Origin of the sequence: Micromonospora sp. NPDC049374 (genome assembly GCF_040677165.1) — a bacterium.
Classification (GTDB): domain Bacteria; phylum Actinomycetota; class Actinomycetes; order Mycobacteriales; family Micromonosporaceae; genus Micromonospora.
The window spans coordinates 82,688-105,849 of record NZ_JBFAQH010000015.1 but is presented as its reverse complement, the minus strand read 5'-3'; the positions used below and the strand labels follow the sequence as shown (position 1 = coordinate 105,849).

Genomic DNA, 23,162 nt, shown 5'->3' with positions numbered 1-23,162 from the left:
TCGTAGACTTGCGGGTAAGCAGCCGGTTGGCTGCCACGGTCTGTCGGTCCGACCGGACCGACCAACGTGACCGGGGAGGAGTGCCGTGCCGCTCTCGGAGCACGAGCAGCGGCTGTTCGAGCAGATCGAGCGGTCGCTTGCCGAGGACCCCAAGTTCGCCTCGGCCGTGCGCGCCAGCGATCCGCGCTTCCACGCGCGGCGTCGCCTGCTCGTCGCTGCCGGCGTGATCATCGCTGGCCTGGCGTTGCTGGTCTATGGCGCGGTGATCAAAACTCCGCCGCTGGCAGTGGCGGGATTCGTTGTCATGTTGGCCTCGGCCGCGTTCGCGGTGCAGTCGCACCGTCGGGCGCAGTCACCCGACCTGCACGTCGTCGGAGGCACGGCGAGTCGTCGCCGGTCCCGAGGTCGTGCCGGCCGGAGGTCGGGTTTCCTCGACCGGATGGAGGACCGGTGGCGGCAGCGCCCGGAGGGGCACCGCTGAACCCGTTCCGCCGCTGACGAGGAAGCACGTCACCCCGGGCCGACCGCCCGGGGTGAGTGGCGCGCAAACGGCCAGAGTGCCGCGCGAGGCTTCGTGTTGCCCGCCTGTCGCTGTTAGCTGTCGCCGGTCGCCGTCACCTTGCCGTTGCTGTCGGATCGCCGGCAGGCGACGCGCCGAGCAGACTGATCGTGACTCACCGGATGCCGGTCGGCGGCCCGTTGCCGGCGACCCACGATGGTGTCGCCGGCAGCGGGATCAGCACACCGCGTGGCTGGCTGGCGTTCAGCGACCCGCGCGGCTGGCGATCAATCGGCGCGGACTGAACCGCAGCAGCCTCCGGCGCACCTGCCCGGCCGAGTTGACCAGTCGTGACGAGTTGTCCGCGATGGCGGTGCGCCACCGGGACAACACCGACGGCGGCAGCATGGTCGCCACCAACCGGGTCCGCCGGTCGGCCTGCCCGGCGAGCGCGCCGCGTACCGTCCGCAGGGCCGCCGGCAGCGGTTCGCCGGTCAACGGGTCCCGGGCGTAGCGGGCCCGCTCCTCCGCCCGCCCGAGCAGGCGTACCGCCGACTCGGCGTCGTTCTGCGCGGCCAGGCGCTCCCGGGCCACCCGCTCCGCCGTGGCGCGTGGGGTTTCCGTCCGATCCACCCCGACCCGGTAGTCGACAAGCGTGTCGATCAGTTCGTCCCAGGCGGCGTGCGCGTCGGCCCGCGCCCGGTCCGGATCGGTGGTGACCACCACGAGCGGTTGCCCGGTCGCGGACGGGTCCGCGTCCGGCGCGTCGACCGTCCGCACCGCTGGTGCCGGCCGGCCCCGACGGCGGCGCAGCGCGAGCCGGCGCAGTGCGGGCACGGCGAGCAGCACCAGCAGCGCCAGGACGCTGGCGGCGACCAGCCACGGCCAGACGGGCGTCTGCTCGGCGGGAGTGTCGGAGCCGAGCGCCGCACCCGGGTCCTCGCCCTCCTCGAACTGGTTCGGTCCCTGCTCCGCCTCGGCTGACGGATCCGTCTCCTCGGGCGTGTCCGAGTTGCCACCCTGCGGTGTGCTCTCCTCCGGGGCGTCCACGTCCGGCGCCCACGCCGAGCGGGTCGAGCCTGGCACGCCGTAGGCCGGGGTGGCGTCGAAGGGCACCCAGCCGATCTGGTCGAAGTAGACCTCTGTCCAGGCGTGCAGGTTGCGGTTGGTCAGGGTGAGGGTGTCATCGCTGCGCCGGCTGCCGTTGGTGAACCCGAAGGCGACCCGCGCCGGGATCCCCGCGTCGCGGACCATCCAGGCCAACGCCGCGGCGTACTGCTGGCAGTAGCCGACCTTGTTGTCCAGGAAGTCGAGAATCGCCTGTCCACTGGTGCCCTGCTCGGTACTGAGTCGGTAGCTGAAGCCGTTGTCCTCGGAGAAGTAGTCGTAGATGGCTCGCACCTTGTCGTACTCGGTGCGCGCCCCCCGGATCAGGTCCTCCACCAGGGCACGGACCTCCGGCACGTCCGGCGTCACGGTCTGCTGCCGGCGCAGCGGCAGGTCCGCCGGCAGCGGCTGAGCCCGCCGCAGCGCCTGCGGACTGTACGACGAGCGCACGTAGTCGAAGGAGTACTCCTTGCCCCGGGAGTTTTCCCGGTTGGAGAAGACGACCTGCAGGTTCGGGTCGTAGAACCAGTTGTTGCCCAGCTCGGCGAAGCTGACCGGTTCGGCGTAGACCGGCAACAGTGGCATGTTCAGCTCACGGCTCACCTGCACGGTGGCCCGTTGCCGGGTGCGTTGGATGCCCGGCGCCGACCGCCCCGAGGGATCGGGCAGGTCGCCGGTGACCCGCCGACCGTTCGGGCCGCGCACTCGGAAGCCGTCGGTACGCAGGTCGTCGGCGACGCCGAAGCGCAGATAGAACGGCTCATCCTCGGTGGTGGTGACCGTCACCAGGTCGGTCACCTGGGACTGGTTGAGCTGGCCACTGAGCGCGGCGAAGAGGTCGACCCGGCCGGGGGAGCCACCGAAGCCGGGACCGATGCCGGAACCGGTGCCGGAGTTGAGCGTGGTCATCAACCCGGCGGTCATTCCCGGCACGGCCAACGGCACCAGCACGGCCAGTGCGAGGCCGACCACCGCCAGTCGCCGGCCGGCGGCGGCCAACGGCGAGGACTCCCAGACGTCGACGTCACGGCCGTCGCCGGTGAACCGCCGGCCGAACCGGCGGACCCGGTCCACGTTGTCGGTGACCAGCAGCCACAGGAAACCGGCGGCGCCGATCGCGAACGGCACCGGCGGGACGCTGTCCACGTAGACCGCCACCGGCACCGAGTAGATGGCCAGCATGGGCAGCCCGGCCAGGGCGGGGCGGCGCAGTCCGACGCAGAGCACGTCCACCAGCACCGCCACCCCGCCGATGCCGAGCACGGTGACGAACAGCAGCGGGTCGGTGTCCGGGACCTTCACGCCGTGGGAGCGCATGTCCTCGACCGAGTTGCCGAGCAACTCGGCGAAGTGCCCGAAGGTGGCCGGGGTGGGCAGCACCGCCAGCAGTTCGGAGCCGCTGGGGAACAGCCAGGTCAGGGCCAGCGTGAGACCGCCGACCATGGCCAGGATCTGCACCCACAGCGGGGTCCGGCCGAGCCGGGCCAGCGACGCCGCGGCGGCCACCGCGGCCACCGCGATGACTGCCTGGACCAGCCACGTCCAGCGGTCGAAGATGGCCGACAGTGGTGCTGCCGCGAGCAGCGTCGCGCCGGCGGCCACCAGGCCCAGGTTCCGATGGGCGATCATGAGGGGGACCTTCCGTTCATCGCACGCCACCGGCCACGGTCTCGGCCATCGCCGCGCGCAGCGCGAACCCCTGCGAGCCCCGCCCCGCCTGCGGCCAGAGCGCCGGTAGCCGGCCGCCGTGGTCGACGCCGATCACCCGCCAGCCGGAATGCAGCAGCGCCAGCGCCGCGGCGTCGTGCGCCTGATCGGCCTCGGCCCGTGCGGGCGTCGGCAGGTTCAGCCAGGCGGAGCTGTCCAGCAGGAAACAGACACAGGTGGCGCCGTTGGCCCGAAGCCCGGCCAACAGCTCGGCCTCGGCGGTGCTCAGCGACCCGAACAGACCGATGACCAGCCCGCCGTCGGCGCGTTGCCGTACGTGCTGCACCAGGGTGGTGATCTCGACCCGCTGGTCGAGCCGGACCTCCGCGAGCTGGTCGAGCAGCAGGCCGTCGCCGGCGCCCTCGGTGGCGTCGACGTCCGCGCCCGAGCCGGTGACCAGGCGTAGCTTGTACCCGGCCTGCCGCAGATGCACCGCGATGCTGGCGGCGGCCGAGACCGCCCACTCGAAGCTGGCCGTCGGACCGTCGCCCTGATGTCCGTACGCGCGGGTGTCCAGCAGCACCGTGGCCCGGCTCTCCCAGGGCTGCTCCTCCCGGCGCACCATCAGCTCGCCGGTGCGCGCGGTCGACTTCCAGTGCACCCGGCGCAGGTCGTCGCCGCGCCGGTACTCCCGGGTGGCCGCGTCGTCCTCGCCGTGCACCGCCACCGAGCGGGCCCGACTCTCGCCGCTGCCGGCGTACTCACCGGGCAGCCGCACCGACGGCAGCGGGACCACCTGCGGAACGACGGTGAGCCGGTCGGTGCCGGGGAAGGCGCGACTGAGTTCGCAGAGGCCGAACGGGTCGGTCATCCGGACCACCAGCGGCCCCACCTCGTACCGGCCACGCACGTCGGCGCGCACCGTGTACGCCACGGAACTGGCCTGGTGCGCGCCGAGACGTTCCAACACCACCCGGGGGCGGCTGCCGAGGGCGTACGGGAGCCGGTCCTCCAGCAGCAGGGTGCCGGTGGGCAGCCGGGACATGTTCTGCAGGCGCAGCACCACCCGGGCGGTCGCGCCGACCGGCACCCGGTGCGGCTCCAGCGACCGGTGGCAGGCGAGCTTGTAGCGGCTGCGGCCGACGTAGAGCGCGGCGAGCAGCGGCAGGACGGCCAGCAGCACGGCCACCCGCAGCAGATCCTTCTCGCCGAGGATGCCGGCGGAGATGGCCGCCGCCACCGCCGCGGCCAGGAAGGAGCGGCCGCGGGTGGTCAGCCCGCGCAGCCCGTCACGCACGTCACGGCCTCCGCGGCTCGAAGGGGGCCCGGCCGTTACCGCTCGGTGGCCGGGTGTCGTAGGGCGAACGCTTGCGGTCGTGCGGCAGCGGCAGCCGGTGCACCAGGTCGGCGACGATCGCGTCGGTGGTACGCCGGGCGAGCTGGGCGTCGGCCGTGGGGATGATCCGGTGCGCCAGCACCGGCACGGCGAGCACCTGGAGGTCGTCGGGCAGGACGTAGTCACGCCCGTCGAGGGCGGCCACCGCGCGGGCGGTGCGCAGCAGTTGCAGGGTGCACCGGGGGGAGGCGCCCAGGCGAAGGTCGGGTGACTCGCGGGTGGCGGTGACCAGGTCGACCGCGTACTGCTTGACCGCGTCGGCGACGTGCACCTGCCGGACGTGACCGATCAGCCGGCGTACGGTGTCGGCGTCGGAGACCGGCCGCAGCCCGGACAGCGGGTCGACCGCACCGTGCCCGTCGAGCATGGCCAGTTCGGCGGTCGGGTCCGGGTACCCCATGGCGATGCGGGCGGTGAACCGGTCGCGCTGCGCCTCCGGCAGCGGGTAGGTGCCCTCCATCTCGATCGGGTTCTGAGTCGCGATCACCATGAACGGCGTCTGCAACTGGTAGGTCACCCCGTCGACGGTGACCTGCCGTTCCTCCATGCACTCCAGCAGCGCGGACTGGGTCTTCGGCGAGGCCCGGTTGATCTCGTCGCCGACGACCAGGTTCGCGAAGACGGCACCCGGACGGAACTCGAAGTCGTGGGTCTCCTGGTTGTAGACACTGACCCCGGTGACGTCGCTGGGCAGCAGGTCGGGCGTGAACTGGATGCGGCGCACCGAACAGTCGATCGACCGGGCCAGGGCCTTGGCCAGCTTGGTCTTGCCGACGCCGGGCACGTCCTCGATGAGCAGGTGACCCTCGGCGAGCAGGACGGCCAGCGCCAGCCGCACGGTCGCGGTCTTGCCTTCGATGACCTGTTCGATGTTGGTCACGATCGCGTCACTGGCGGCGCGGAACTCGTCGTACGGCAGCAGACCGCCAACGTCGTCCCAGGTCTGTTGTGTCACGGGCCTCCTCCTCGTCGCCGTCACGGCAGCTCTCTACAAGAGCACCTGGCCCCGCCGTTTCGTTCGCGACGTGTGAGCCTCATGTGCCGCGGCAATCTCACTGGCCTCTCAGGCTAACCATGTTTGTCGTCAACGCCGACCGCCGCAGGTGTTTGAGCGCTTACGCAGTGATTTGTCATCACGCAGCGCATGTCATCGGTTCTGCCGGGTAAGCGGCCCCGAATCCGCCGGCCCGGGACGGGAGGGACATGCCGGAGACGACGTTGCCGATCAACCTCGGCACCTGGCTGCTGGCGATCAGCCCCATCCTGCTGCTCCTGCTGCTGCTGGCGGTGCTGCGGTGGAAGGCGCCACAGGCCGGCCCGGTCGGCATGTTCCTCGCCGTCGCGGTCGCCGTGCTGTTCTTCCGTACGCCGTGGGAGTCGGTCGCGGTCGGCGCCGGCAAGGGTGTCTGGGACGCCGTGTTCATCCTGCTGGTGATCTGGCCGGCGTTGCTGCTCTACCGCATCGGTACCGCCTCCGGTGCCTTCGACGCGTTGCGTCGGGGGCTGTCCCGCTACAGCCGCAACCACGTCTTCCTGGTGCTCGCTTTCGGCTGGGTCTTCGCCTCCTTCATGCAGGGCATCGCCGGCTTCGGCGCGCCCATCGCGATCGTGGCGCCGCTGCTGCTCGCGATCGGGGTACGGGCCGTCTACGCCGTGGTGATCCCGCTGATCGGGCATGCCTGGGCGAACATGTTCGGCACCCTGGCGGTGGGCTGGCTGGCCACCCTCCAGGTGGTCGATCTCGAGGACGAGCTGACCACCACGCTGATCACCGCGGCGCTGCTGGCTCCGGTGACCCTGATGGCGGGTGCCGCCATCGCCTGGATGGCCGGCAAGGGTCCGGCGCTACGGCTGGCCTGGCCCTTCATTCTGATCATCTCGGCCATCCACGGCGGTCTCCAGTTCGTGATCATGTACTGGGAGCCGGTGCTGTCGACCTTCCTCGCCGCCACCGTGGCGCTTGTCGCGCTCTACCCGCTGTCCCGCTGGTCCCGCTACCGGGAACCGGCCCGGAGCGTCCCGGACCGCCCGGCGATGAAGCCGGAGGCCGGGGAGACGGCCGAGGACGAGGACGAGCACGCACCGACGATGAGCCTGTCCTGGGCGCTGTTGCCGTACGCGGTGCTCACCGCCGTCGCCGTGTTCACCCTCGCGGTGCCGCCGGTCGAGGCGGCGCTGGACCGGATCGAGTTCGGTCTGCCCTTCCCGGAGGCCGACACGGGCTACGACGTGGTCACCGAGGCGGAGCAGCCCTACTCCGCGATCGCTCCGTTCACCCATCCGGGCTTCTCGCTGATCGTCGCGGTGCTGGTCACCTGGCTCGTGTTCCGTGCCAGGGGCTTCTTCGCCGCCCGGGCCGAGCGGCAGGGACGGCAGCCGGTCTGGTCGAGCCTGGCCGCCGACGCCACGCCGGCCTCGGTGGCCATCCTGTCCTTCCTGATCCTGGCGGGGGTGATGGAGCACTCGGGGCAGACCGACGTGTTGGCCCAGGGCATCGAGCAGATCTCGCCACCCCTGCTGTACGCCTTCGCCGCGAACCTCATCGGCCTGATCGGCGCCTTCATGACCTCCAGCAACACCGCCTCGAACGTGCTGTTCGGCCAGTTGCAGCAGGGCGTGGCGTCCGGCACCGGCCTGTCCGAGAGCGCGGTCATCGGTGCGCAGAGCGCCGGCGGGGCGATCGGCAACGCCATCGCCCCGGCCAACATCGTGCTCGGCACCGGCACCGCCGGCATCGTCGGGCAGGAGGGCGCGGTGCTGCGCAAGACCCTGCCGTGGACCCTGACCGCCGCCGTGGTGATCGGGCTGCTGACCCTGCTGTTCGTCTGACCGGAAGGAGTCGACAGTGAGTGAGCTGCGATGGCTGCTGCTGGCGATGGTGCTGTTCCTGCTGGCTCTGCCCGCGTTGAGCCTGGGCACCGACGGCGGGTTGCCGGCGTTGTGGTGGACCGGGCTGGCCCTGGTGGCCGTCGCGGCGGCGATCCCGGTCGTGCTGCGGTTCGCGCCGTCGGGCGGTGCGGACTGACATGGCCGCGTACCGGGAGATCTACCGCGAGACCGGCGACGGTGGGGTGCAGCTGGGAGCCAGCGCCGACCGCTGGTACCTCTACGAGGACCACGTCCACCTGGCACCGCACCACACCGAGGGACAACTGGTGCGGTTCGACGCCGAGTTGCTGCCGTTCGTCGACAACCTGGACCGGGGCGCGCTGGCGGTGGTGGACATGCAGAACGACTTCTGTGCGCCGGGCGGCTGGACCGAACGTTCCGGGCTCGACCACGAGGCGTGCCGGGCGGCCATCCCGGGTGTGCAACGGGCGATCGACGCCGCCCGGCGACACGGCATGTTCGTCATCTGGATCTACTGGCACAACCGGCCGGACCTGCGCAATCTCGGCGCGCCGACGCTGCACTCGTTCAAGCACCGCCTCGATCAGGCCGGAATCGGGGAGGACCTGGACAACGGCGCGGTGCTCACCGCCGGGTCGTGGGGCGCGGAGACGGTCGACGAGCTGAAGGGCTACCTGGTCGACGACGACATCCACGTCGAGAAGGTGCGGATGAGCGGCTTCTACGGCACCCATCTCGACCAGGTGCTACGGACCCAGGGCATCCAGACCCTCTACGTCTGCGGTGTCAACGCCGACCAGTGCGTCAGCACCACCCTGGAGGACGCCTACTTTCGTGACTACAACCCGGTGCTCATCGCCGACGCCACCGCCACGTCCAGCCCTGCGTACTGCAAGGACGCGGTGCTGTTCAACACCAAGCAGTGCTGGGGTTTCGTCACCACCACCGACGCCTTCGCCAACCCGCAACCGTACGAGCGGAAAGGGAGGCCATGACCGCACCCCACGGACCCCGCACCGGTCGGCCGCCCACCCGCGCCGACCGCGGCATGGTCGCCTCGCCGCATCACCTGGCCAGCGGTGCCGGGTTGGCGGTGCTGCGTGCCGGCGGCAGTGCGGTGGACGCCACGATCGCGGTCAACGCACTGCTCTGCGTCGCGTACCCGCACATGGCGGGCCTCGGCGGTGACGGCTTCTGGCTGCTGGCCGAGCCGGATGGTGCGGTGCACGCGCTGAACGCCTCCGGCCCCGCGGCCCAGGCAGCCACTCGCGACTACTACGGCGAGCGGGGCCACACCGACGAGGTGCCGTCGCGCGGCGCCCTGTCGGCGCTGACCGTGCCGGGTGCGGTCGACGGCTGGCGGCTGGCCCACGAGCGGTACGGCCGGTTGCCCTGGGCCAGCCTGTTCGACGACGCCATCCACTACGCACGGCACGGAATCCCGGTGGCCCGCTCGCTCGCCGACTGGTTGGTCGAGGATCTCGATCTGCTCGGCGCGGAGCCCACGACCGCGCGGCTGTTCGCGCCGCAGGGTCGGGCGCGGCGTGAAGGTGAGCGGATCGCGCAGCCGGAGCTGGCCCGCTCGCTGGAACTGATCGCCACCCAGGGGGCCCGCGCCGGATTCTACGAAGGTGACCTCGGCCGGCGCTTCTGCGCCGGGATCGCCGAGCAGGGCTCGCCGCTGCATCCGGACGACCTGGCCGCCTACCAGGCCCACTGGGAGGCCCCGATCGCCACCGACTACCGGGGCCACACGGTGTACGAGTTGCCGCCGAACACGCAGGGCTTCGCCGCCCTGCAGATCCTCAATCTGATCGAGGGCTACGACGTGGCCGCCTGGGGTGACGGCACCCCGGACTACTACCACCACCTGGCGGAGGCGGTGAAGCTGGCCTTCGCCGACCGGGACGAGTGGCTCACCGACCGGCACTGGGTGGACATCCCGATCCCTGAGCTGCTCGACAAGGCGTACGCTGCGGGGCGCCGCGAGTTGATCCGGCCGGACCGGGCGATGCTGATGGCCGCCGTCGAGCCGGGAATCCGCTTCGGACCGAAGGCACGTCGGCGCGCACCGCAGGGCGACACCTGCGCGTTCTGCGTCGTCGACGAGCGCGGGCTGGTCGTGTCCGCCATTCAGTCGATCTACCACGACTTCGGCTCGGGGATCGTCTCCGGTGACACCGGGATCATCCCGCAGAACCGGGGCTCGTTCTTCTCGCTGGACGAGCGACACCCGAACCGGATGGAGCCGGGGAAGCGGACCTTCCACACCCTCATACCCGGGCTGGTCTGCGTCGACGGCCGGCCGTGGTTGGCCTTCGGATCGATGGGGGGCGAGGGGCAGCCGCAGACCCACGCGGCGCTGCTCACCCGCCTGATCGACTTTGGTTACGACGTGCAGCAGGCGATCGAGTCACCCCGCTGGCTGATGGGTCGCACCTGGGGCACCACCGCCCAGGACCTCTCCCTGGAAGGGCGCATCTCCGACGAGGTGGTGCGGGAACTGCAACGCCGTGGCCAGCCGGTGCGGATGCTGCCGAACTGGGACGACAACATGGGCCACGCGCAGGCGATCCGGATCGACGCCGAACGGGGCCTGTTGGAGGCGGGCGCCGATCCGCGTGGTGACGGTGCCGCGATCGGCTATTGAGGCGGGCGGGACGAGGTGATCCTCGCCGCCACGCTCGCCTGGCAGGTCGGCCTGGCGGTCTGCGTACCGCTGCTGGTGCGGCGCTTCGGCCGTAACGCCGGCTATCCGTTGGCCGCCGGCTATCTCGTCGCGGCGTCGCTGCTGCTCACCCGGTTGCCGGTGATCCTCGACGACCGGGAAGTCACCGTGGCCTGGCGGTGGCTGCCCGGGCTGGCGGTCCACGCCGCGTTGCGGATGGACGCGCTGGGGCTGGTCTTCGCGTTGCTGGCCCTCGGGGTGGGCGCGCTCATCATGGCCTACTGCCCCCGCTACCTCGACGGCAGCGAGGACGAGCAGAAGCGGGTGTACGTGACGATGACCCTCTTCGCCGCCGCGATGCTGGGCCTGGTCCTCGCCGACGACCTGCTGGTGCTCTTCGTCTTCTGGGAACTCACCTCGATCCTCTCCTTCGTCCTGATCGGGCAGGGCGGTCGGCCGGCGGCCACCGGACCGGCCGTGCAGGCGCTGCTGGTCACCGTCGCCGGCGGTCTCGCGCTGCTGACCGCGATCGTGCTGCTGGCGGTCCACCTCGGCACCACCAGCCTGGACACCATCGTGGCCGAGCCGGAGCGGTTGAGCGGCGTACCGGCCTGGGTGGTGGGGACGCTGATCATCGTCGCGGCGTGCACCAAGTCCGCGCAGCTGCCGTTCCATTTCTGGCTGCCCGGTGCGATGGTCGCGATCACACCGGTGAGCGCGTACCTGCATGCGGCGACGATGGTGAAGGCCGGCATCTACCTGCTGATGCGGTTCTCGGCGGTGTTCGGTGGCTCCTGGGCGTGGGACGGCACCCTGATCGCCGTGGGTCTGCTCACCGCGATCCTCGGCGCGTTGCTCGCGCTGCGTCAGTACGACCTGAAGGCGCTGCTGGCGTACTCCACGGTCAGTCAGCTCGGCCTGCTGGTCGGGGTGATCGGCGTCGGTACCCCGGACGCCGACGCGGCGGCGATCCTCTACACCGTCGCCCACGCGCTGTTCAAGGCGACCCTGTTCATGCTGGTCGGCATCATCGACCATCAGGCGGGCAGCCGCGACGTGCGGGAGCTGGCGGGGCTGCACCGGGTGATGCCGGCGACGGTCTGGCTCACCGTGCTGGCGGCGATGTCGATGGCCGGCCTGCCGCCGACCATCGGCTTCGTCGGCAAGGAGGCGATCTTCGAGGCGCTCGGCGGGGCCTACGGGGGAGGGTGGTTGGGCTGGTGCGCGGCCGGGCTCGGAGTGCTCGCCTCGGTGCTCACCTTCGCGTACGCGGCCCGTCTGGTGCACGGGATGGTGGAGGGACCGACCCGGCAGCGCCAGCTGCGCGAGCCGTCCTGGGCGTTTCTCGCCCCGGCCGCGGTGGCCGCGGTGACGGCGGCCGTGCTCGGCCCGACAGTGGCCGTACTGAGCCCGCTGGTGGAGCGGGCCGCGGACGATGCCCGCCCGGAGGGTACCCCGCCCTACCTGGCCTTCTGGCACGGCTTCACCCCGGCGTTGGGGCTGAGCGTGCTCACCGTGCTGCTGGGTGTGCTGATGTTCCTCGGCCGGGTCCGGGTGGACCGGTGGCTTCGGGCCGTACCCACCACCCCGCCGCTCGCCGAGTTGTTCGAGCGCGCCCGGCAGGCGGTGCTGCACGGGGGTTCGATCATCGCCCGGACCGCGCACGCGCCGGGCCCGGCGCCCTACCTGGCCCGGCCGTTGCTGGCGACGGTGGCGCTGGCCGCCGTCGCGGCGGTGGCGCTGCCCAACGTCTCGGCCGGCGTCGGCGGTGACCCGGCCCGGCCCGGTGACTGGTTGCTGCTGGGGCTGCTCGTGACGGCCCTCGCCGGGCTGCTGGTGGTGCGCTCCGCGCTGGCCGCGATCGGACTCACCGGCGTGGTGGGGCTGCTGCTGTCGGCGTGGTTCCTGACCCTCGGAGCACCGGACGTGGCGTTGACCCTGATGCTTGTGGAGGTGCTGACCGCAGTGGTCATCATGCTGGCCCTGCGGCAGCAGCCGCGTCGGCTCGCGCCCGTCGGACGACGCTTGCCGGTCGTGGGTGCGGCCCTGCTCGCGACCGCCACCGGGGTCGCGGCGGTCGCCGGTACGGCGGTACTGACCGGACGCGACCAGGTGTCCGACCCTGGCCGGTGGTATCTCGACCGGGCGGAGGTGCTGACCGGCGGTGCCAACGTCGTCAACACCATCCTGGTGGACTTCCGGGCCCTGGACACCCTCGGCGAGGCGGTGGTGCTCGCGGTGGTGGCACTCGGGCTGGTCCGGCTCGCCGCCGGTCGTCCGGTCGAGCCGGCCAGCACCGGGCCCACCGGCGACGACCTCGTGCTCGGCCTCGCCTACCGGGTGCTCGCACCGGTGATGCTGCTCGCCTCGGCGGTGCTGTTCCTGCGCGGACACGAGGAGACCGGCGGCGGCTTCATCGGGGCGCTGCTGGCGGGCACCGCCGTCGGGCTCGGTCAGTTGGCACACCCCGGCGGAGCACCACTGCTGAGCCGGCTCAGGTCGGCGCCACTGGTGGCGGCCGGGCTGCTGACCGCGACGGTCGCCGCGCTGGTGCCGCTCGCCGTAGGTCGGTCGCTGCTCACTCCGCTCGCCCTCGGCACACCGGATCCGTTGCCGTCGCTGTCCACGTCGCTGCTGTTCGACCTCGGGGTCTACCTGATGGTCCTGGCACTGGTGGTGGCCGCCGTACGGCGGCTCGGCGTACTGCCGGCCCAGCCGGCCAACCAGCCGGAGACCGGAGGTGCCCGGTGAGCGCCGCGTTCGTGGTCGGCGTCCTGGTGGCCGCGGGGGTGTTCCTGCTGCTGCGGCCGGGCCTGCTGCGCGTGGTGCTGGGCTTCGTGCTGCTCGGCCACGCCGTCAACGTGGTGCTGCTCGCCGCCGGCGGGCTGGGCCGGCGGACCGCGGCGCTGGAGGAGGTGGGTCCCGACACCGCCGACCCGTTGCCGCAGGCGTTCGTGCTGACCGCCATCGTGATCACCTTCGGGATCACCATCCATCTGCTCGGCCTGCTGCGACGCGGCGCCGGTGGGCCCGCCAGCGGCGCGGACCCCACGGACGGCAACGATGGTGACGCCGCCGGCGACTCCGACTCCGACGGCATCGGTGGAGCGGGCGGGTACGGCACCACGGGGCGGCGGCGGTGAGCGGTCTGCTCCTGATCCCGGTGGTCGGGCCGCTGCTGGTCGCCGGGGTGCTGCTCGCCCTGCCGGGCCGCACCAGGCTGCATCGGGTCGGCGCGTTCACCACCGTGACGGTGGTGCTGGCGAGCGGCCTGGTTCTGCTGGTGCGGACCAGTGGGGGCGCGCTGGCCGTGCTGCGGGTCGGTGGCTGGCCCGGTCCGATCGCCATCAGCCTGGCGGCGGACGTGCTCAGCGCCCTGCTGGTCACCGTGACGGCGCTGGTGGTGCTCTGCTGCCTGGTCGCCGCGGCCGGCTCCGGAGACGACCGTCGCCCGTACTTCCTGCCGCTGGTGCTGGTGCTCACCGCCGGGGCCGGCGGCGCGTTCCTCACCACCGACCTGTTCAACCTCTTCGTACTCATCGAAGTGATGCTGGTGCCCTCGTACGTGCTGTTGAGCCTGGCCGGCGGGGCCGGGCGCGGCGGCGCGGCACGGGTGTACGTGGCCACCAACCTGCTCGGCTCCACCCTGCTGCTGGCCGGGGTGGCCCTGGTCTACGGCACCACCGGAGTGGTCGGGCTGGGCGACCTGGCCGGCGCGGCTCGCGACCGACCGACCGTCGCGGTCGCCTGCGGTGTGGTGCTGCTCGCCCTCGGCGTCAAGAGTGCGCTGGTGCCGCTGCACGACTGGCTGCCCCGCACCTATCCGGTGGCCTCGCCGGTGGTGGTGGCGCTCTTCTCCGGGCTGCTGACCAAGGTCGGTCTCTATGCGGTGATCCGGATCTACGCGGTGGTGTACGGCGGTGATCCCGGATACCGCTGGCTGCTCGGCGCGGTGGCGCTGTTGTCGATGGTGGTCGGTGTGCTCGGGGCCGTGGGCGAGACCTCGATGCGGCGGATCCTGACCTTCCACATGGTCAGCCAGCTCGGCTACGTACTGCTCGGCCTGGCCCTGTTCACCGCCGCCGCGCTGGCCGCGGCGGTCTACTACCTGGCCCAGTACATCCTGGTGAAGGCGGCGTTGTTCCTGTGTGCGGCAGCGGTACGCGCCGGCCGGGGTACCGACCGGCTCGACGGTTCCGGCGGTCTGGCCGGGCAACGTCCCGCGCTCGCCGTGGCCTTCGCCGGGGCGGCGCTGTCGCTGGCCGGCCTGCCGCCGTTCTCCGGGTTCCTGGCGAAGTTCCTGCTGCTGCGGGCCACCGTGGAGACCGGTGCCTGGCTGGCCATGGCGGTCGCGGTGCTGGTCAGTCTGGTCACCCTGCTGTCCATGCTTAAAATCTGGAGCGCGTTGTTCACCGGCGACCCGCCGGCTTCGTCGACCGTGGCGAAGCGGATCGGACCGACGCTGTTCGGCCCACCGCTGGCGCTGGCCGGCCTCTCCCTGGCGGCCGGGCTGGCGGCTGCACCGCTGCTGGTGGTCGCCGACACGGCGGCGGCCGGGCTGCGTGACCCGGCGGGCTACGTCCGGGCGGTGACCGGCCGATGAGCAGCGACGCGATGACGACCCCCCGGCGCACCGCGGTGCGGGCTCGACGTGTCCTGCGGTTCGCCGGCTACTTCGCGGTCCGGCTGGTCCAGGCGAACCTCGCCGTGGCCTGGGAGATCCTGACGCCGGGTTCCGGGCTGGCACCCGCGGTGGTGCGGGTGCCGCTGCGGGCGGCCACCGACACCGAGGTGGCGGCGGTGGCGCTGGCGGTGAGCCTGACCCCGGGCACACTGACTCTGAGCGTGCACCGCGAACCCACCGCCGCGTTGTGGGTGCACGGCATGTACGCCGCCGACCCGGTGGCGTTCCGGCGGGCGGTGACCGAGCTGGAGTGGCGGCTGCTGGCCGCCCTGCGTCCGGCCGCCCACCCGGACGGCCCCGACGCCGGCCGGTCGGAGGTGACCCGGAGGTGACGATGCTCCTGCTCGACTCGGTGCTCGTGGTCCTCGCCGGCTCGATGGCGGTGGTGATCGCCCGGCTGGTGGTCGGTCCGACCGACGCCGACCGGGCGGCCGCCCTGGATCTCGGCTTCTTCGTCTTCCTGGCGGCCCTGGCGGTGCTCGCCGCCCGGCTGCACGCCCCGGACCTGCTCGACCTGGTGCTCACCGGGACGCTTGTGAGTTTCCTGGCGACGGTGGCGATGGCCCGGCTGGTGCACCGGAGGCAGCGGTGATCCGGACCCTGGCGGCGTCGACGCTGCTGCTGCTCGGCACCGCGCTGATCGCGACCAGCGCGGTCGGCCTGATCCGCCTGCCGGACGTCTACCACCGGATGAACTCCGTGGCCAAGGCGGCCAGCCTCGGGGTGAGTTGTGTCCTGCTCGGTGTGCTGCTGCTGATTCCCGGCTGGCGTACCGCCGTGGTGGTCCTGGCCGCCGTCGGACTGCAACTGTTCACGGCACCGATCGGCGGCTACGCCCTGGCGCGGGCCGCCTACCGGGCCGGGGCGCCGCTGGCACCGATCACCCGCTACGACGAACTCGGCGGTCGGACCGGTGAGGGCGGCGACGAGTCGGCCCGGGACCCGGTCTGAGGGGTGGTGGGCGGCGGCGAAACACCCGGGCGCGGTACACTGCCGGTCATGGCCGGAGTCTTCCTGCTTCTTACCGGGCCGTGCTGATGCGCTGAACGCGCGACAGCACGGCGGCCCCTCCTGCGTGAGGGGCTTTTTCGTGCCCGCCGCCGGTCCCCGACGGGCCGGCGCGGCAGACCCGAGACCAGCCAGCACTCCGACAGACTCCGCCGAGCGACGCGAGGAGAAGGCCATGACCGAGGCAGACGTCCCACCGTTCCGGTACACCGCGGCGCTGGCAGACGAGATCGAACGCCGCTGGCAGGACCGTTGGGAGCGGGAGGGCGCCTTCCACGCGCCGAACCCGTCCGGTCCGCTGGCCGATCCGGCCCACCCGCGGTCCGGTGCGGAGAAGCTGTACGTGCTGGACATGTTCCCGTACCCGTCCGGGGCCGGGCTGCACGTCGGGCATCCGCTGGGATACATCGGCACCGACTGCTTCGCCCGGTACCAGCGGATGGCCGGCCGCAACGTGCTGCACGCGATGGGTTTCGACGCGTTCGGCCTGCCCGCCGAGCAGTACGCGGTGCAGACCGGCACCCACCCCCGGACCACCACCGTGGCCAACATCGACCGGTACCGGGCGCAGCTGCGCAGGCTGGGGCTGGCCCACGACCAGCGGCGATCGGTGGCCACCATCGATACCGACTTCTACCGCTGGACCCAGTGGATCTTCCTGCAGATCTTCAACTCCTGGTACGACCGCGAGGCCGGCCGGGCCCGACCGATCAGTGAGCTGATCGCCGAGTTCGCCGGAGGCGTGCGGCGCACCCCGGACGGCCGGCCGTGGGCGGAGCTGTCGGCCGCCGAGCGACGCGCCATCGTCGACGACCACCGCCTGGCGTACGTGTCGCAGGCGCCGGTGAACTGGTGCCCCGGGCTGGGCACGGTCCTGGCCAATGAGGAGGTCACCGCCGACGGTCGCTCCGAGCGGGGCAACTTCCCGGTCTTCAAGCGCAACCTGAAGCAGTGGATGATGCGGATCACCGCGTACGGCGACCGGCTGCTGGACGACCTGGACAAGCTGGACTGGCCGGAGCCGATCAAGCTGATGCAGCGCAACTGGATCGGCCGGTCGCGGGGCGCGCACATCGACTTCCCGACCGCGGTCGCCCCGATCCGGGTGTTCACGACCCGGCCCGACACCGTCTTCGGCGCCACCTACATGGTGCTGGCCCCGGAACACGAGCTGGTGGACACGCTGATGCCGGCGGCCTGGCCGGAGGGCACCCGGGACGCGTGGACCGGCGGGCACGCCGCCCCGCGGGAGGCCGTCGAGGCGTACCGCAAGGCGGCGGCCGCCAAGACCGACGTGGAACGGCAGGCCGAGACGAAGGAGAAGACCGGCGTCTTCACCGGCGCGTACGCCACCAACCCGGTCACCGGCGGCCAGATCCCGATCTTCATCGCCGACTATGTGCTGGCCGGCTACGGCACCGGCGCGATCATGGCGGTGCCCGCCCAGGACGAGCGGGACTGGGAGTTCGCCGAGGTCTTCGAGCTGCCGATCGTGCGTACCGTGCAGCCGCCGGAGGGCTTCGACGGCAAGGCGTACACCGGGGAAGGGCCGGCGATCAACAGCGCCGCGCCCGAGCGCGGCCTGGACCTGGACGGCCTGGGGGTGGCCGACGCCAAGGCCCGGATCATCGGCTGGCTGGAGGAGACCGGCAGCGGCCAGGGCGCGGTGACCTACCGGCTGCGGGACTGGCTGTTCAGCCGGCAGCGTTACTGGGGCGAGCCGTTCCCGATCGTGTACGACGCCGACGGCGCCGCCATCGCGCTGCCGGAGGAGATGCTGCCGGTCGAACTGCCCGAGGTGGACGACTTCTCCCCGCGCACCTTCGACCCGTCCGACGCCGACAGCGATCCGGAGACGCCGCTGTCGCGCCGCCGCGACTGGGTCGAGGTCGAACTGGACCTGGGTGACGGCCCGAAGCGGTACACCCGGGAGACGAACGTGATGCCGCAGTGGGCCGGCTCCTGCTGGTACGAGCTGCGCTACCTGGACCCGACCAACGGCGACCGGTTCGTCGACGCGGACAACGAGCGGTACTGGATGGGACCGCGGGGCGAGGGCGACTGCGGCGGGGTCGACCTGTACGTGGGCGGTGCCGAGCACGCCGTGCTGCACCTGCTGTACGCCCGGTTCTGGCACAAGGTGCTGTACGACCTGGGCCACGTGTCGTCGTTCGAGCCGTTCCGCAAGCTGTTCAACCAGGGCTACATCCAGGCGTACGCGTACACCGACGCCCGGGGCGCGTACGTGCCGGCGGAGGAGGTCGCCGAGCGCGACGGCGGCTTCTTCCTGGGCGACGTCCAGGTCAACCGCGAGTACGGCAAGATGGGCAAGTCCCTGAAGAACGTGGTCACGCCGGACGAGATGTGTGCCGCCTACGGCGCGGACACGTTCCGGGTGTACGAGATGTCGATGGGACCGCTGGAGGTGTCCCGCCCGTGGGAGACCCGGGCGGTGGTCGGCTCGTACCGGTTCCTGCAACGGGTCTGGCGGGCCATCGTCGACGAGCAGACCGGTGAGTCCCGGGTCACCGACGAGCCGGTCGACGAGCAGACCCGGCGGCTGCTGCACAAGGTCATCGACGGTGTCCGGGGCGACATGGAGCAGATCCGGTTCAACACCGCGATCGCCAAGCTGATCGAGCTGACCAACGGGGTGACCCGGCTGGCGCGTACCCCGCGCGAGGTGGCCGAGCCGCTGGTGCTGATGGTCGCGCCGTTCGCCCCGCACGTCGCCGAGGAACTGTGGCAGCGGCTGGGCCACTCGACCTCGTTGACGTACGCGGACTTCCCGGTCGCCGACCCGGCGCTGCTGGTCGCCGAGACGGTCACCTACCCGGTGCAGGTCAACGGCAAGGTCCGGGGCCGCATCGAGGTCCCCGCCGACGCAGGCGAGACCGACGTGCGGCAGGCGGCCCTGGCGGCGGTGGCCGGCCCGCTGGCCGGCAAGAACCCCCGCAAGGTCATCGTCATCCCCAACCGAATGGTCTCCATCGTCCTGTAACCCCACCCCACCCACCCCACCCACCCCACCCTGCCCTGTCTGCGTTGATCATGAGGTTAGCGGCAGTTTGAAGATCGACTACTGCCGTCAACCTCATGATCAACGCTGGGTGGGGTGGGGTGGGGTGGGGTGGGGTGGGGTGGGGTGGGGTGGGTGGGGGGTTAGGGGGCGCGGCGGTGTAGGGCGAGCGTGGTGACCAGGGCGGCCACCACCGCCCAGGCGGCGTACGTGGTCCAGGCGCCGGAGACGCTGGCGGCGTGGAGGTCGGTCAGCCACGGCGGGGGACCGGTCGGATCCCTCAGCCGCTGCCACGCCGGCACCAGCATGGCGTGCCGGAGCAGCGCGCTCCAGCGCTCGTCCTCGTTGACGGCGGTGGGCAGCAGGAGCAGCACCGTCGCGGCGGTGACGATCGCCGGTGCGGTGTGCCGGATCAGCGCCGCGAGGGCCATTCCGACGAGCGCGCAGAGCGGCACCAGCAGAGCGGAGGCGGCGATGCCGCGCAGGGCGCCGGGGTCGCCGATGGACATGCTCGCGTCCACGTCGGCGAGGATCGCCTGCGACACCGCGAACGCCGCCGCCGCGCCAAGCGTTCCCAGCAGGGTCAGTACGCCGGTCAGCACGGTCAACTTGGCGGTGGCCACCGCGTAGCGCCGGGGGACGGCCGCGAAGGTGGTACGCATCAGCCCGGAGGCGTACTCACCGCCGATCGCGACCGCGCCGACACCACTGGCCGCGAGGACGACGAACATCTGCGCCTCGGTGGGGAAGGCGTCCCAGAGCGGGGAACGCAACGCCCGCCGCTCGGCCGACCAGTCCGGCCAGCCCGCATGGGTGGCCAGTGCGGCGTGGACGGCGAGGCCGACCATGGCCAGCAGGATCAGGGCGAAGGCAGCCCAGGTGGAGCGCAGCGACCAGAGCTTGATCCATTCGGCGGCGAGCAGGTCACGGAAGCGCGCCGGGTGGGTCGGGACGGTCTGCGTGGCGGGTCGGGTCACGGTGGTCATCGGGTCTCCCGGGCGGCGTACTCGACGTCGGCGGCGGTGAGTTCCATGAAGGCTTCCTCCAGCGAGGCGGTGCGGGTGGTCAACTGATGCAGCGGGATCCGCAGGCCCAGGGCCAGCTCGGCGATCCGTTCCGGGCTCACCCCGGTTACGGCGAGCACCCCACCGGCATCCGGCCGCACGTCCGCGCCGACGTCCACCAACGCCGTGGTCAGGGTGGCCGGTTCGGGGGTACGCACGACGACCTCGGCATGGCCGGCGCGGGCGGCGAACTCGTCCAGCGACTCGTCGGCGATCAACCGGCCCCGGCCGATGACGACGAGGTGGTCGGCGCAGTGCTCGACCTCGCCCATCAGGTGACTGGAGACGAAGACGGTGCGGCCCTCGGCGGCGAGCCGTCGGAACAGTTCCCGAACCCAGCGCACCCCTTCCGGGTCGAGGCCGTTGAACGGCTCGTCGAACATCAGCACGGGTGGGTCGCCCAGCAACGCGGCGGCGATACCGACGCGTTGCCGCATGCCGAGCGAGAACGCGCCGACCCGGCGGTCGGCGGCGTCGTCGAGGCCGACCTGCCCCAGCACCTCGTCGACCCGGGCGGCCCCGATGCCGTTGCTGCGAGCCAGGCTGGCCAGGTGGGCGCGGGCGCTGCGCCCGCCGTGCACGTCCGCGGCGTCGAGCAGCGCGCCGGCGTGCCGCAGCCCCCGGGCAAGCTCCCGGAACCGGACGCCGCCGACGGTGGCGGTGCCGCTGGTCGGGGTGGTCAGCCCTAGCACCATGCGCAGGGTGGTGGACTTGCCGGCTCCGTTGGGGCCGAGGAAGCCGGTCACGCGGCCGGGCCGGACGGTCAGGGTCAGGTCGTCGACGGCGGTGGTGTTACGGCCGTACCGCCGGGTCAGGCCATCAAGTTCGATCATGCCGTTCACGCTGCCGGTCGCCGGGCACGGCCGCGTCGCCCCGTCGGCCGTACGTTGTGTCTCGGTGGTGGCCTGCGGGCGTACATCCCCGGGCCGATGCCGGTGCGGCGCGGCGCTGGATACCGTGTGCCGATGGATGCCATCGCCCTGATCCGGCCGCGTGCCGCCGTGCCGGTGATGCGGGCGATCCTGGTGTGGGCCGGGGTCGCCCTCCTACCGGTGCTCTGGGTGCTGGCGCCGGCCGTGGCGAACAGTGGCGACGGTGTCGGCGTGGTGGGTTGGTGGCTGCCGGTGCGCTACCTGGTGCCGGTGCTGATCGTTGCACTGCCGACGGGTCTGCTGCGTCGCCGGCCGCTGACCGCGCTCGGTCTGATGCTCGCCGGAGCGACACTGTGTGCCGCGACCGTGCACGGCCGGGACGCCGGGTACCTCGGCGACATCTTCAACCTCCAGTTCCTCGCCGTCGACGCGGCACTCGCCGTCGTCGCCGCGAACCGTTCCCGTCGGGTGTCGTTGCCGGCCGCCGGGGTGGTGCTGGTGACACAGGTGCTCGCCGGCTTCGTGGCCCTAGGAGTCGAGCCGGTGGACCAGGCCGCGCTGACCGTGCTGGCGGTCGCGGCCGCCTGGATCACCGGCAACTCGGTGCGGGCCCGGCGGAACTACGCGGCCGCGCTGCGCGTCCACGCCGCCACCGAGGCGGTCACCGCCGAACGGCTGCGCATCGCCCGGGAACTGCACGACATGGTCGCGCACAGCATCGGTGTCATCGCCATCCAGGCCGGGGTGGGAGCGCGGGTGATCGACACCCAACCGGCGCACGCCCGCGCCGCCCTGGCCACCATCGAGGCGGCCAGCCGGGACACGCTGGCCGGACTGCGGCGTACCCTCGGCGCGCTGCGCCGCGGCGACGGGGATCCGGCGTCGCTGGAGCCCGCGCCCGGGTTGGCGGACCTGGACCGGCTGGTCGCGGCCACCGGCGATGCGGGTGTTCGGGTCGAACTGCGTACGACCGGCGACGCGCCCGTCCCGGCCGAGGTCGACCTCGCCGCGTTCCGCATCGTCCAGGAGGCGCTCACCAACGTGGTCCGCCACGCCGGGGTCGACGCGTGCCGGGTCGTCGTCGAGCGCGGCGATGAGGCGGTCACGGTGGAGATCGTCGACGACGGCCGGGGCGGCCCGATCGGCGTCGAGGGGCACGGCTTGATCGGCATGCGCGAGCGGGTCATCGCCGTCGGTGGCCGGTTCCGGGCCGGGCCACGGTCCGAGGGAGGCTTCCGGGTGACAGCCCGGCTGCCGGTGTCGCCGGAGAACGCCGTCCCGGCCGGTGGCCGGCCGGTCGACGCCGTCCGGGCGGGTGGCCCTCCGGGCGGTGCTGGTTCGGTCGGTGGCCGTCCGGATGGTGGCGGCCGGCTCGGCGACGGTCCGGGTGGTGCCAGTTCCGTCGGTGGCCGTTCGGATGGTGGTGGCGGGGCCGGTGGCCGTCCTGACGAGGCGGTGGAGCCGTGACCATCCGGGTGCTGCTCGTCGACGACCAGCCGCTGGTGCGGGCCGGGCTGCGCGTGCTGATCGCCGACGTGCCGGACATGGCAGTGGTCGGCGAGGCTGGCACCGGCACCGAGGCGGTGCGCCTGGCTCGTGAGGTGCTGCCCGACGTGGTGCTGATGGATCTGCGGATGCCGGGGACCGACGGCATCCAGGCGACGCGGACGATCACCGACTCCGGCGGTCCCGCGCGGGTGCTGGTGCTCACCACGTTCGACGACGACGAGCACGTACATGCCGCGCTGCGGGCCGGCGCGAGCGGCTTTCTCGTCAAGGACATGGCGCTGGAGGACATTCTGGGCGCGATCCGGGTGGTAGCAGCCGGGGACGCGTTGATCGCACCGGGCGTCACCCGGCGACTGATCGCCGAGTTCAGCCGCCGGCCGCCGGCCTCGATGCCCCGGCCGCCGGCCTCGATGCCCCGGCCGCTGGCCGGGGTGACCGATCGGGAGCGCGAGGTGCTCACCCTCGTGGGCCGGGGCCTGTCCAACGCCGAGATCGCCGCCGAGTTGGTGATCAGTGCGGCCACCGCCAAGGCGCACGTGGCCCGGCTGTTCAGCAAGCTCGGCGCCCGCGACCGGGTGCACCTGGTCATCGCCGCCTACGAAGCCGGCCTGGTCACCCCACCCCGCTGAACCACCCCACCACCCCGCTGCCCGTCCCGGCGTGCCGTTCACCCGGGTTCACTGCCGCCCGTCCCCGGTACCCGGGTTCACTGCCGCCCGTCCTCGGCGTGCCGCTCGCCGGATCCACTGCCGACAGTCCCACGGGGCTAACCACCCGTCCCCGGCTGCCGTCCCCATCCCGGGCTGCCCGCCCAATCGCAGCCCGTTGCCCACGCTCCG

At 72.3% G+C, this 23,162-nt stretch carries 19 protein-coding genes; 14 read left to right on the top strand and 5 right to left on the bottom strand.

The window, feature by feature from the left end:
• Nucleotides 1-85: 85 nt before the first annotated feature.
• Nucleotides 86-481: a DUF3040 domain-containing protein gene (locus AB0J93_RS23470; RefSeq protein WP_099850992.1), complete on the top strand. Its 396-nt coding sequence runs from the start codon at nt 86-88 to the stop codon at nt 479-481.
• A gap of 282 nt (nt 482-763) precedes the next feature.
• Here AB0J93_RS23470 and AB0J93_RS23465 read toward each other — a convergent pair whose 3' ends face one another.
• The 3 genes from AB0J93_RS23465 to AB0J93_RS23455 are packed head-to-tail and all read right to left on the bottom strand — an operon-like array spanning nt 764 to nt 5,604.
• A complete protein-coding gene (locus AB0J93_RS23465; RefSeq protein ID WP_363924464.1) occupies nt 764-3,235 on the bottom strand; it encodes a DUF3488 and transglutaminase-like domain-containing protein in 2,472 nt (823 codons plus the stop codon).
• A 16-nt stretch (nt 3,236-3,251) separates the two neighbouring features.
• Complete coding sequence (locus AB0J93_RS23460; protein ID WP_363924463.1) at nt 3,252-4,550, bottom strand: DUF58 domain-containing protein; 1,299 nt, start codon at nt 4,548-4,550, stop codon at nt 3,252-3,254.
• A 1-nt stretch (nt 4,551) separates the two neighbouring features.
• Nucleotides 4,552-5,604 (bottom strand): MoxR family ATPase, encoded by a 1,053-nt coding sequence (locus AB0J93_RS23455; protein ID WP_093401166.1) that lies wholly within the window; start codon nt 5,602-5,604, stop codon nt 4,552-4,554.
• A 248-nt stretch (nt 5,605-5,852) separates the two neighbouring features.
• On the opposite strand from AB0J93_RS23455, the gene AB0J93_RS23450 reads away from it, so the two are divergent.
• The 11 genes from AB0J93_RS23450 (at nt 5,853) to leuS (ending at nt 18,860) form a co-directional block, all read left to right on the top strand.
• The gene (locus tag AB0J93_RS23450) at nt 5,853-7,478 is read left to right on the top strand and encodes an L-lactate permease (RefSeq protein ID WP_363924462.1); all 1,626 of its coding nucleotides are present in this window, start codon (nt 5,853-5,855) and stop codon (nt 7,476-7,478) included.
• A gap of 16 nt (nt 7,479-7,494) precedes the next feature.
• Nucleotides 7,495-7,674 (top strand): hypothetical protein, encoded by a 180-nt coding sequence (locus AB0J93_RS23445; RefSeq protein WP_363924461.1) that lies wholly within the window; start codon nt 7,495-7,497, stop codon nt 7,672-7,674.
• Entirely contained in the window at nt 7,664-8,494 is an 831-nt protein-coding gene (locus AB0J93_RS23440) for an isochorismatase family cysteine hydrolase (protein ID WP_363924460.1), read from the top strand. The genes AB0J93_RS23445 and AB0J93_RS23440 overlap by 11 nt, the downstream gene beginning before the upstream one ends.
• Nucleotides 8,491-10,149, top strand: coding sequence for a gamma-glutamyltransferase (gene ggt, locus AB0J93_RS23435; RefSeq protein WP_363924459.1), 1,659 nt, complete (start codon nt 8,491-8,493; stop codon nt 10,147-10,149). The genes AB0J93_RS23440 and ggt overlap by 4 nt, the downstream gene beginning before the upstream one ends.
• A 15-nt stretch (nt 10,150-10,164) precedes the next feature.
• Nucleotides 10,165-12,918: a hydrogen gas-evolving membrane-bound hydrogenase subunit E gene (gene mbhE / locus AB0J93_RS23430; protein ID WP_363924458.1), complete on the top strand. Its 2,754-nt coding sequence runs from the start codon at nt 10,165-10,167 to the stop codon at nt 12,916-12,918.
• Nucleotides 12,915-13,310 (top strand): sodium:proton antiporter, encoded by a 396-nt coding sequence (locus tag AB0J93_RS23425; RefSeq protein WP_363924457.1) that lies wholly within the window; start codon nt 12,915-12,917, stop codon nt 13,308-13,310. Before mbhE ends, AB0J93_RS23425 begins: the two co-directional genes overlap by 4 nt.
• Nucleotides 13,307-14,770 (top strand): proton-conducting transporter membrane subunit, encoded by a 1,464-nt coding sequence (locus tag AB0J93_RS23420; protein ID WP_363924456.1) that lies wholly within the window; start codon nt 13,307-13,309, stop codon nt 14,768-14,770. The genes AB0J93_RS23425 and AB0J93_RS23420 overlap by 4 nt, the downstream gene beginning before the upstream one ends.
• Nucleotides 14,767-15,183 (top strand): Na+/H+ antiporter subunit E, encoded by a 417-nt coding sequence (locus AB0J93_RS23415; RefSeq protein WP_363924455.1) that lies wholly within the window; start codon nt 14,767-14,769, stop codon nt 15,181-15,183. Before AB0J93_RS23420 ends, AB0J93_RS23415 begins: the two co-directional genes overlap by 4 nt.
• Before the next feature lie 2 nt (nt 15,184-15,185).
• On the top strand, nt 15,186-15,443 hold the full coding sequence (locus AB0J93_RS23410; RefSeq protein WP_363924557.1) for a monovalent cation/H+ antiporter complex subunit F: 258 nt from the start codon (nt 15,186-15,188) through the stop codon (nt 15,441-15,443).
• Nucleotides 15,440-15,802 (top strand): monovalent cation/H(+) antiporter subunit G, encoded by a 363-nt coding sequence (mnhG, locus tag AB0J93_RS23405; protein ID WP_363924454.1) that lies wholly within the window; start codon nt 15,440-15,442, stop codon nt 15,800-15,802. Before AB0J93_RS23410 ends, mnhG begins: the two co-directional genes overlap by 4 nt.
• A gap of 232 nt (nt 15,803-16,034) precedes the next feature.
• Complete coding sequence (gene leuS / locus AB0J93_RS23400; protein WP_363924452.1) at nt 16,035-18,860, top strand: leucine--tRNA ligase; 2,826 nt, start codon at nt 16,035-16,037, stop codon at nt 18,858-18,860.
• 161 nt (nt 18,861-19,021) lie between these two features.
• On the opposite strand, the gene AB0J93_RS23395 is transcribed toward leuS, so the two are convergent.
• Together AB0J93_RS23395 and AB0J93_RS23390 are read right to left on the bottom strand one after the other, a co-directional pair.
• Nucleotides 19,022-19,864, bottom strand: coding sequence for a hypothetical protein (locus AB0J93_RS23395; RefSeq protein WP_363924451.1), 843 nt, complete (start codon nt 19,862-19,864; stop codon nt 19,022-19,024).
• Nucleotides 19,861-20,775: an ATP-binding cassette domain-containing protein gene (locus AB0J93_RS23390; RefSeq protein WP_363924450.1), complete on the bottom strand. Its 915-nt coding sequence runs from the start codon at nt 20,773-20,775 to the stop codon at nt 19,861-19,863. Before AB0J93_RS23390 ends, AB0J93_RS23395 begins: the two co-directional genes overlap by 4 nt.
• A 132-nt stretch (nt 20,776-20,907) precedes the next feature.
• On the opposite strand from AB0J93_RS23390, the gene AB0J93_RS23385 reads away from it, so the two are divergent.
• Together AB0J93_RS23385 and AB0J93_RS23380 are read left to right on the top strand one after the other, a co-directional pair.
• Entirely contained in the window at nt 20,908-22,281 is a 1,374-nt protein-coding gene (locus AB0J93_RS23385) for a sensor histidine kinase (RefSeq protein ID WP_363924449.1), read from the top strand.
• A complete protein-coding gene (locus tag AB0J93_RS23380) occupies nt 22,278-22,952 on the top strand; it encodes a response regulator transcription factor (protein WP_363924448.1) in 675 nt (224 codons plus the stop codon). The genes AB0J93_RS23385 and AB0J93_RS23380 overlap by 4 nt, the downstream gene beginning before the upstream one ends.
• Nucleotides 22,953-23,162 lie beyond the last annotated feature (210 nt).

Coding starts and splice junctions, on each gene's coding strand:
- AB0J93_RS23390 (WP_363924450.1), bottom strand. CDS start 20,775: ATGATCGAACTTGATGGCCTGACCCGGCGGTACGGCCGTAACACCACC.
- AB0J93_RS23465 (WP_363924464.1), bottom strand. CDS start 3,235: ATGATCGCCCATCGGAACCTGGGCCTGGTGGCCGCCGGCGCGACGCTG.
- AB0J93_RS23450 (WP_363924462.1), top strand. CDS start 5,853: ATGCCGGAGACGACGTTGCCGATCAACCTCGGCACCTGGCTGCTGGCG.
- leuS (WP_363924452.1), top strand. CDS start 16,035: ATGACCGAGGCAGACGTCCCACCGTTCCGGTACACCGCGGCGCTGGCA.
- ggt (WP_363924459.1), top strand. CDS start 8,491: ATGACCGCACCCCACGGACCCCGCACCGGTCGGCCGCCCACCCGCGCC.
- AB0J93_RS23385 (WP_363924449.1), top strand. CDS start 20,908: ATGGATGCCATCGCCCTGATCCGGCCGCGTGCCGCCGTGCCGGTGATG.
- AB0J93_RS23410 (WP_363924557.1), top strand. CDS start 15,186: ATGCTCCTGCTCGACTCGGTGCTCGTGGTCCTCGCCGGCTCGATGGCG.
- AB0J93_RS23395 (WP_363924451.1), bottom strand. CDS start 19,864: ATGACCACCGTGACCCGACCCGCCACGCAGACCGTCCCGACCCACCCG.
- AB0J93_RS23415 (WP_363924455.1), top strand. CDS start 14,767: ATGAGCAGCGACGCGATGACGACCCCCCGGCGCACCGCGGTGCGGGCT.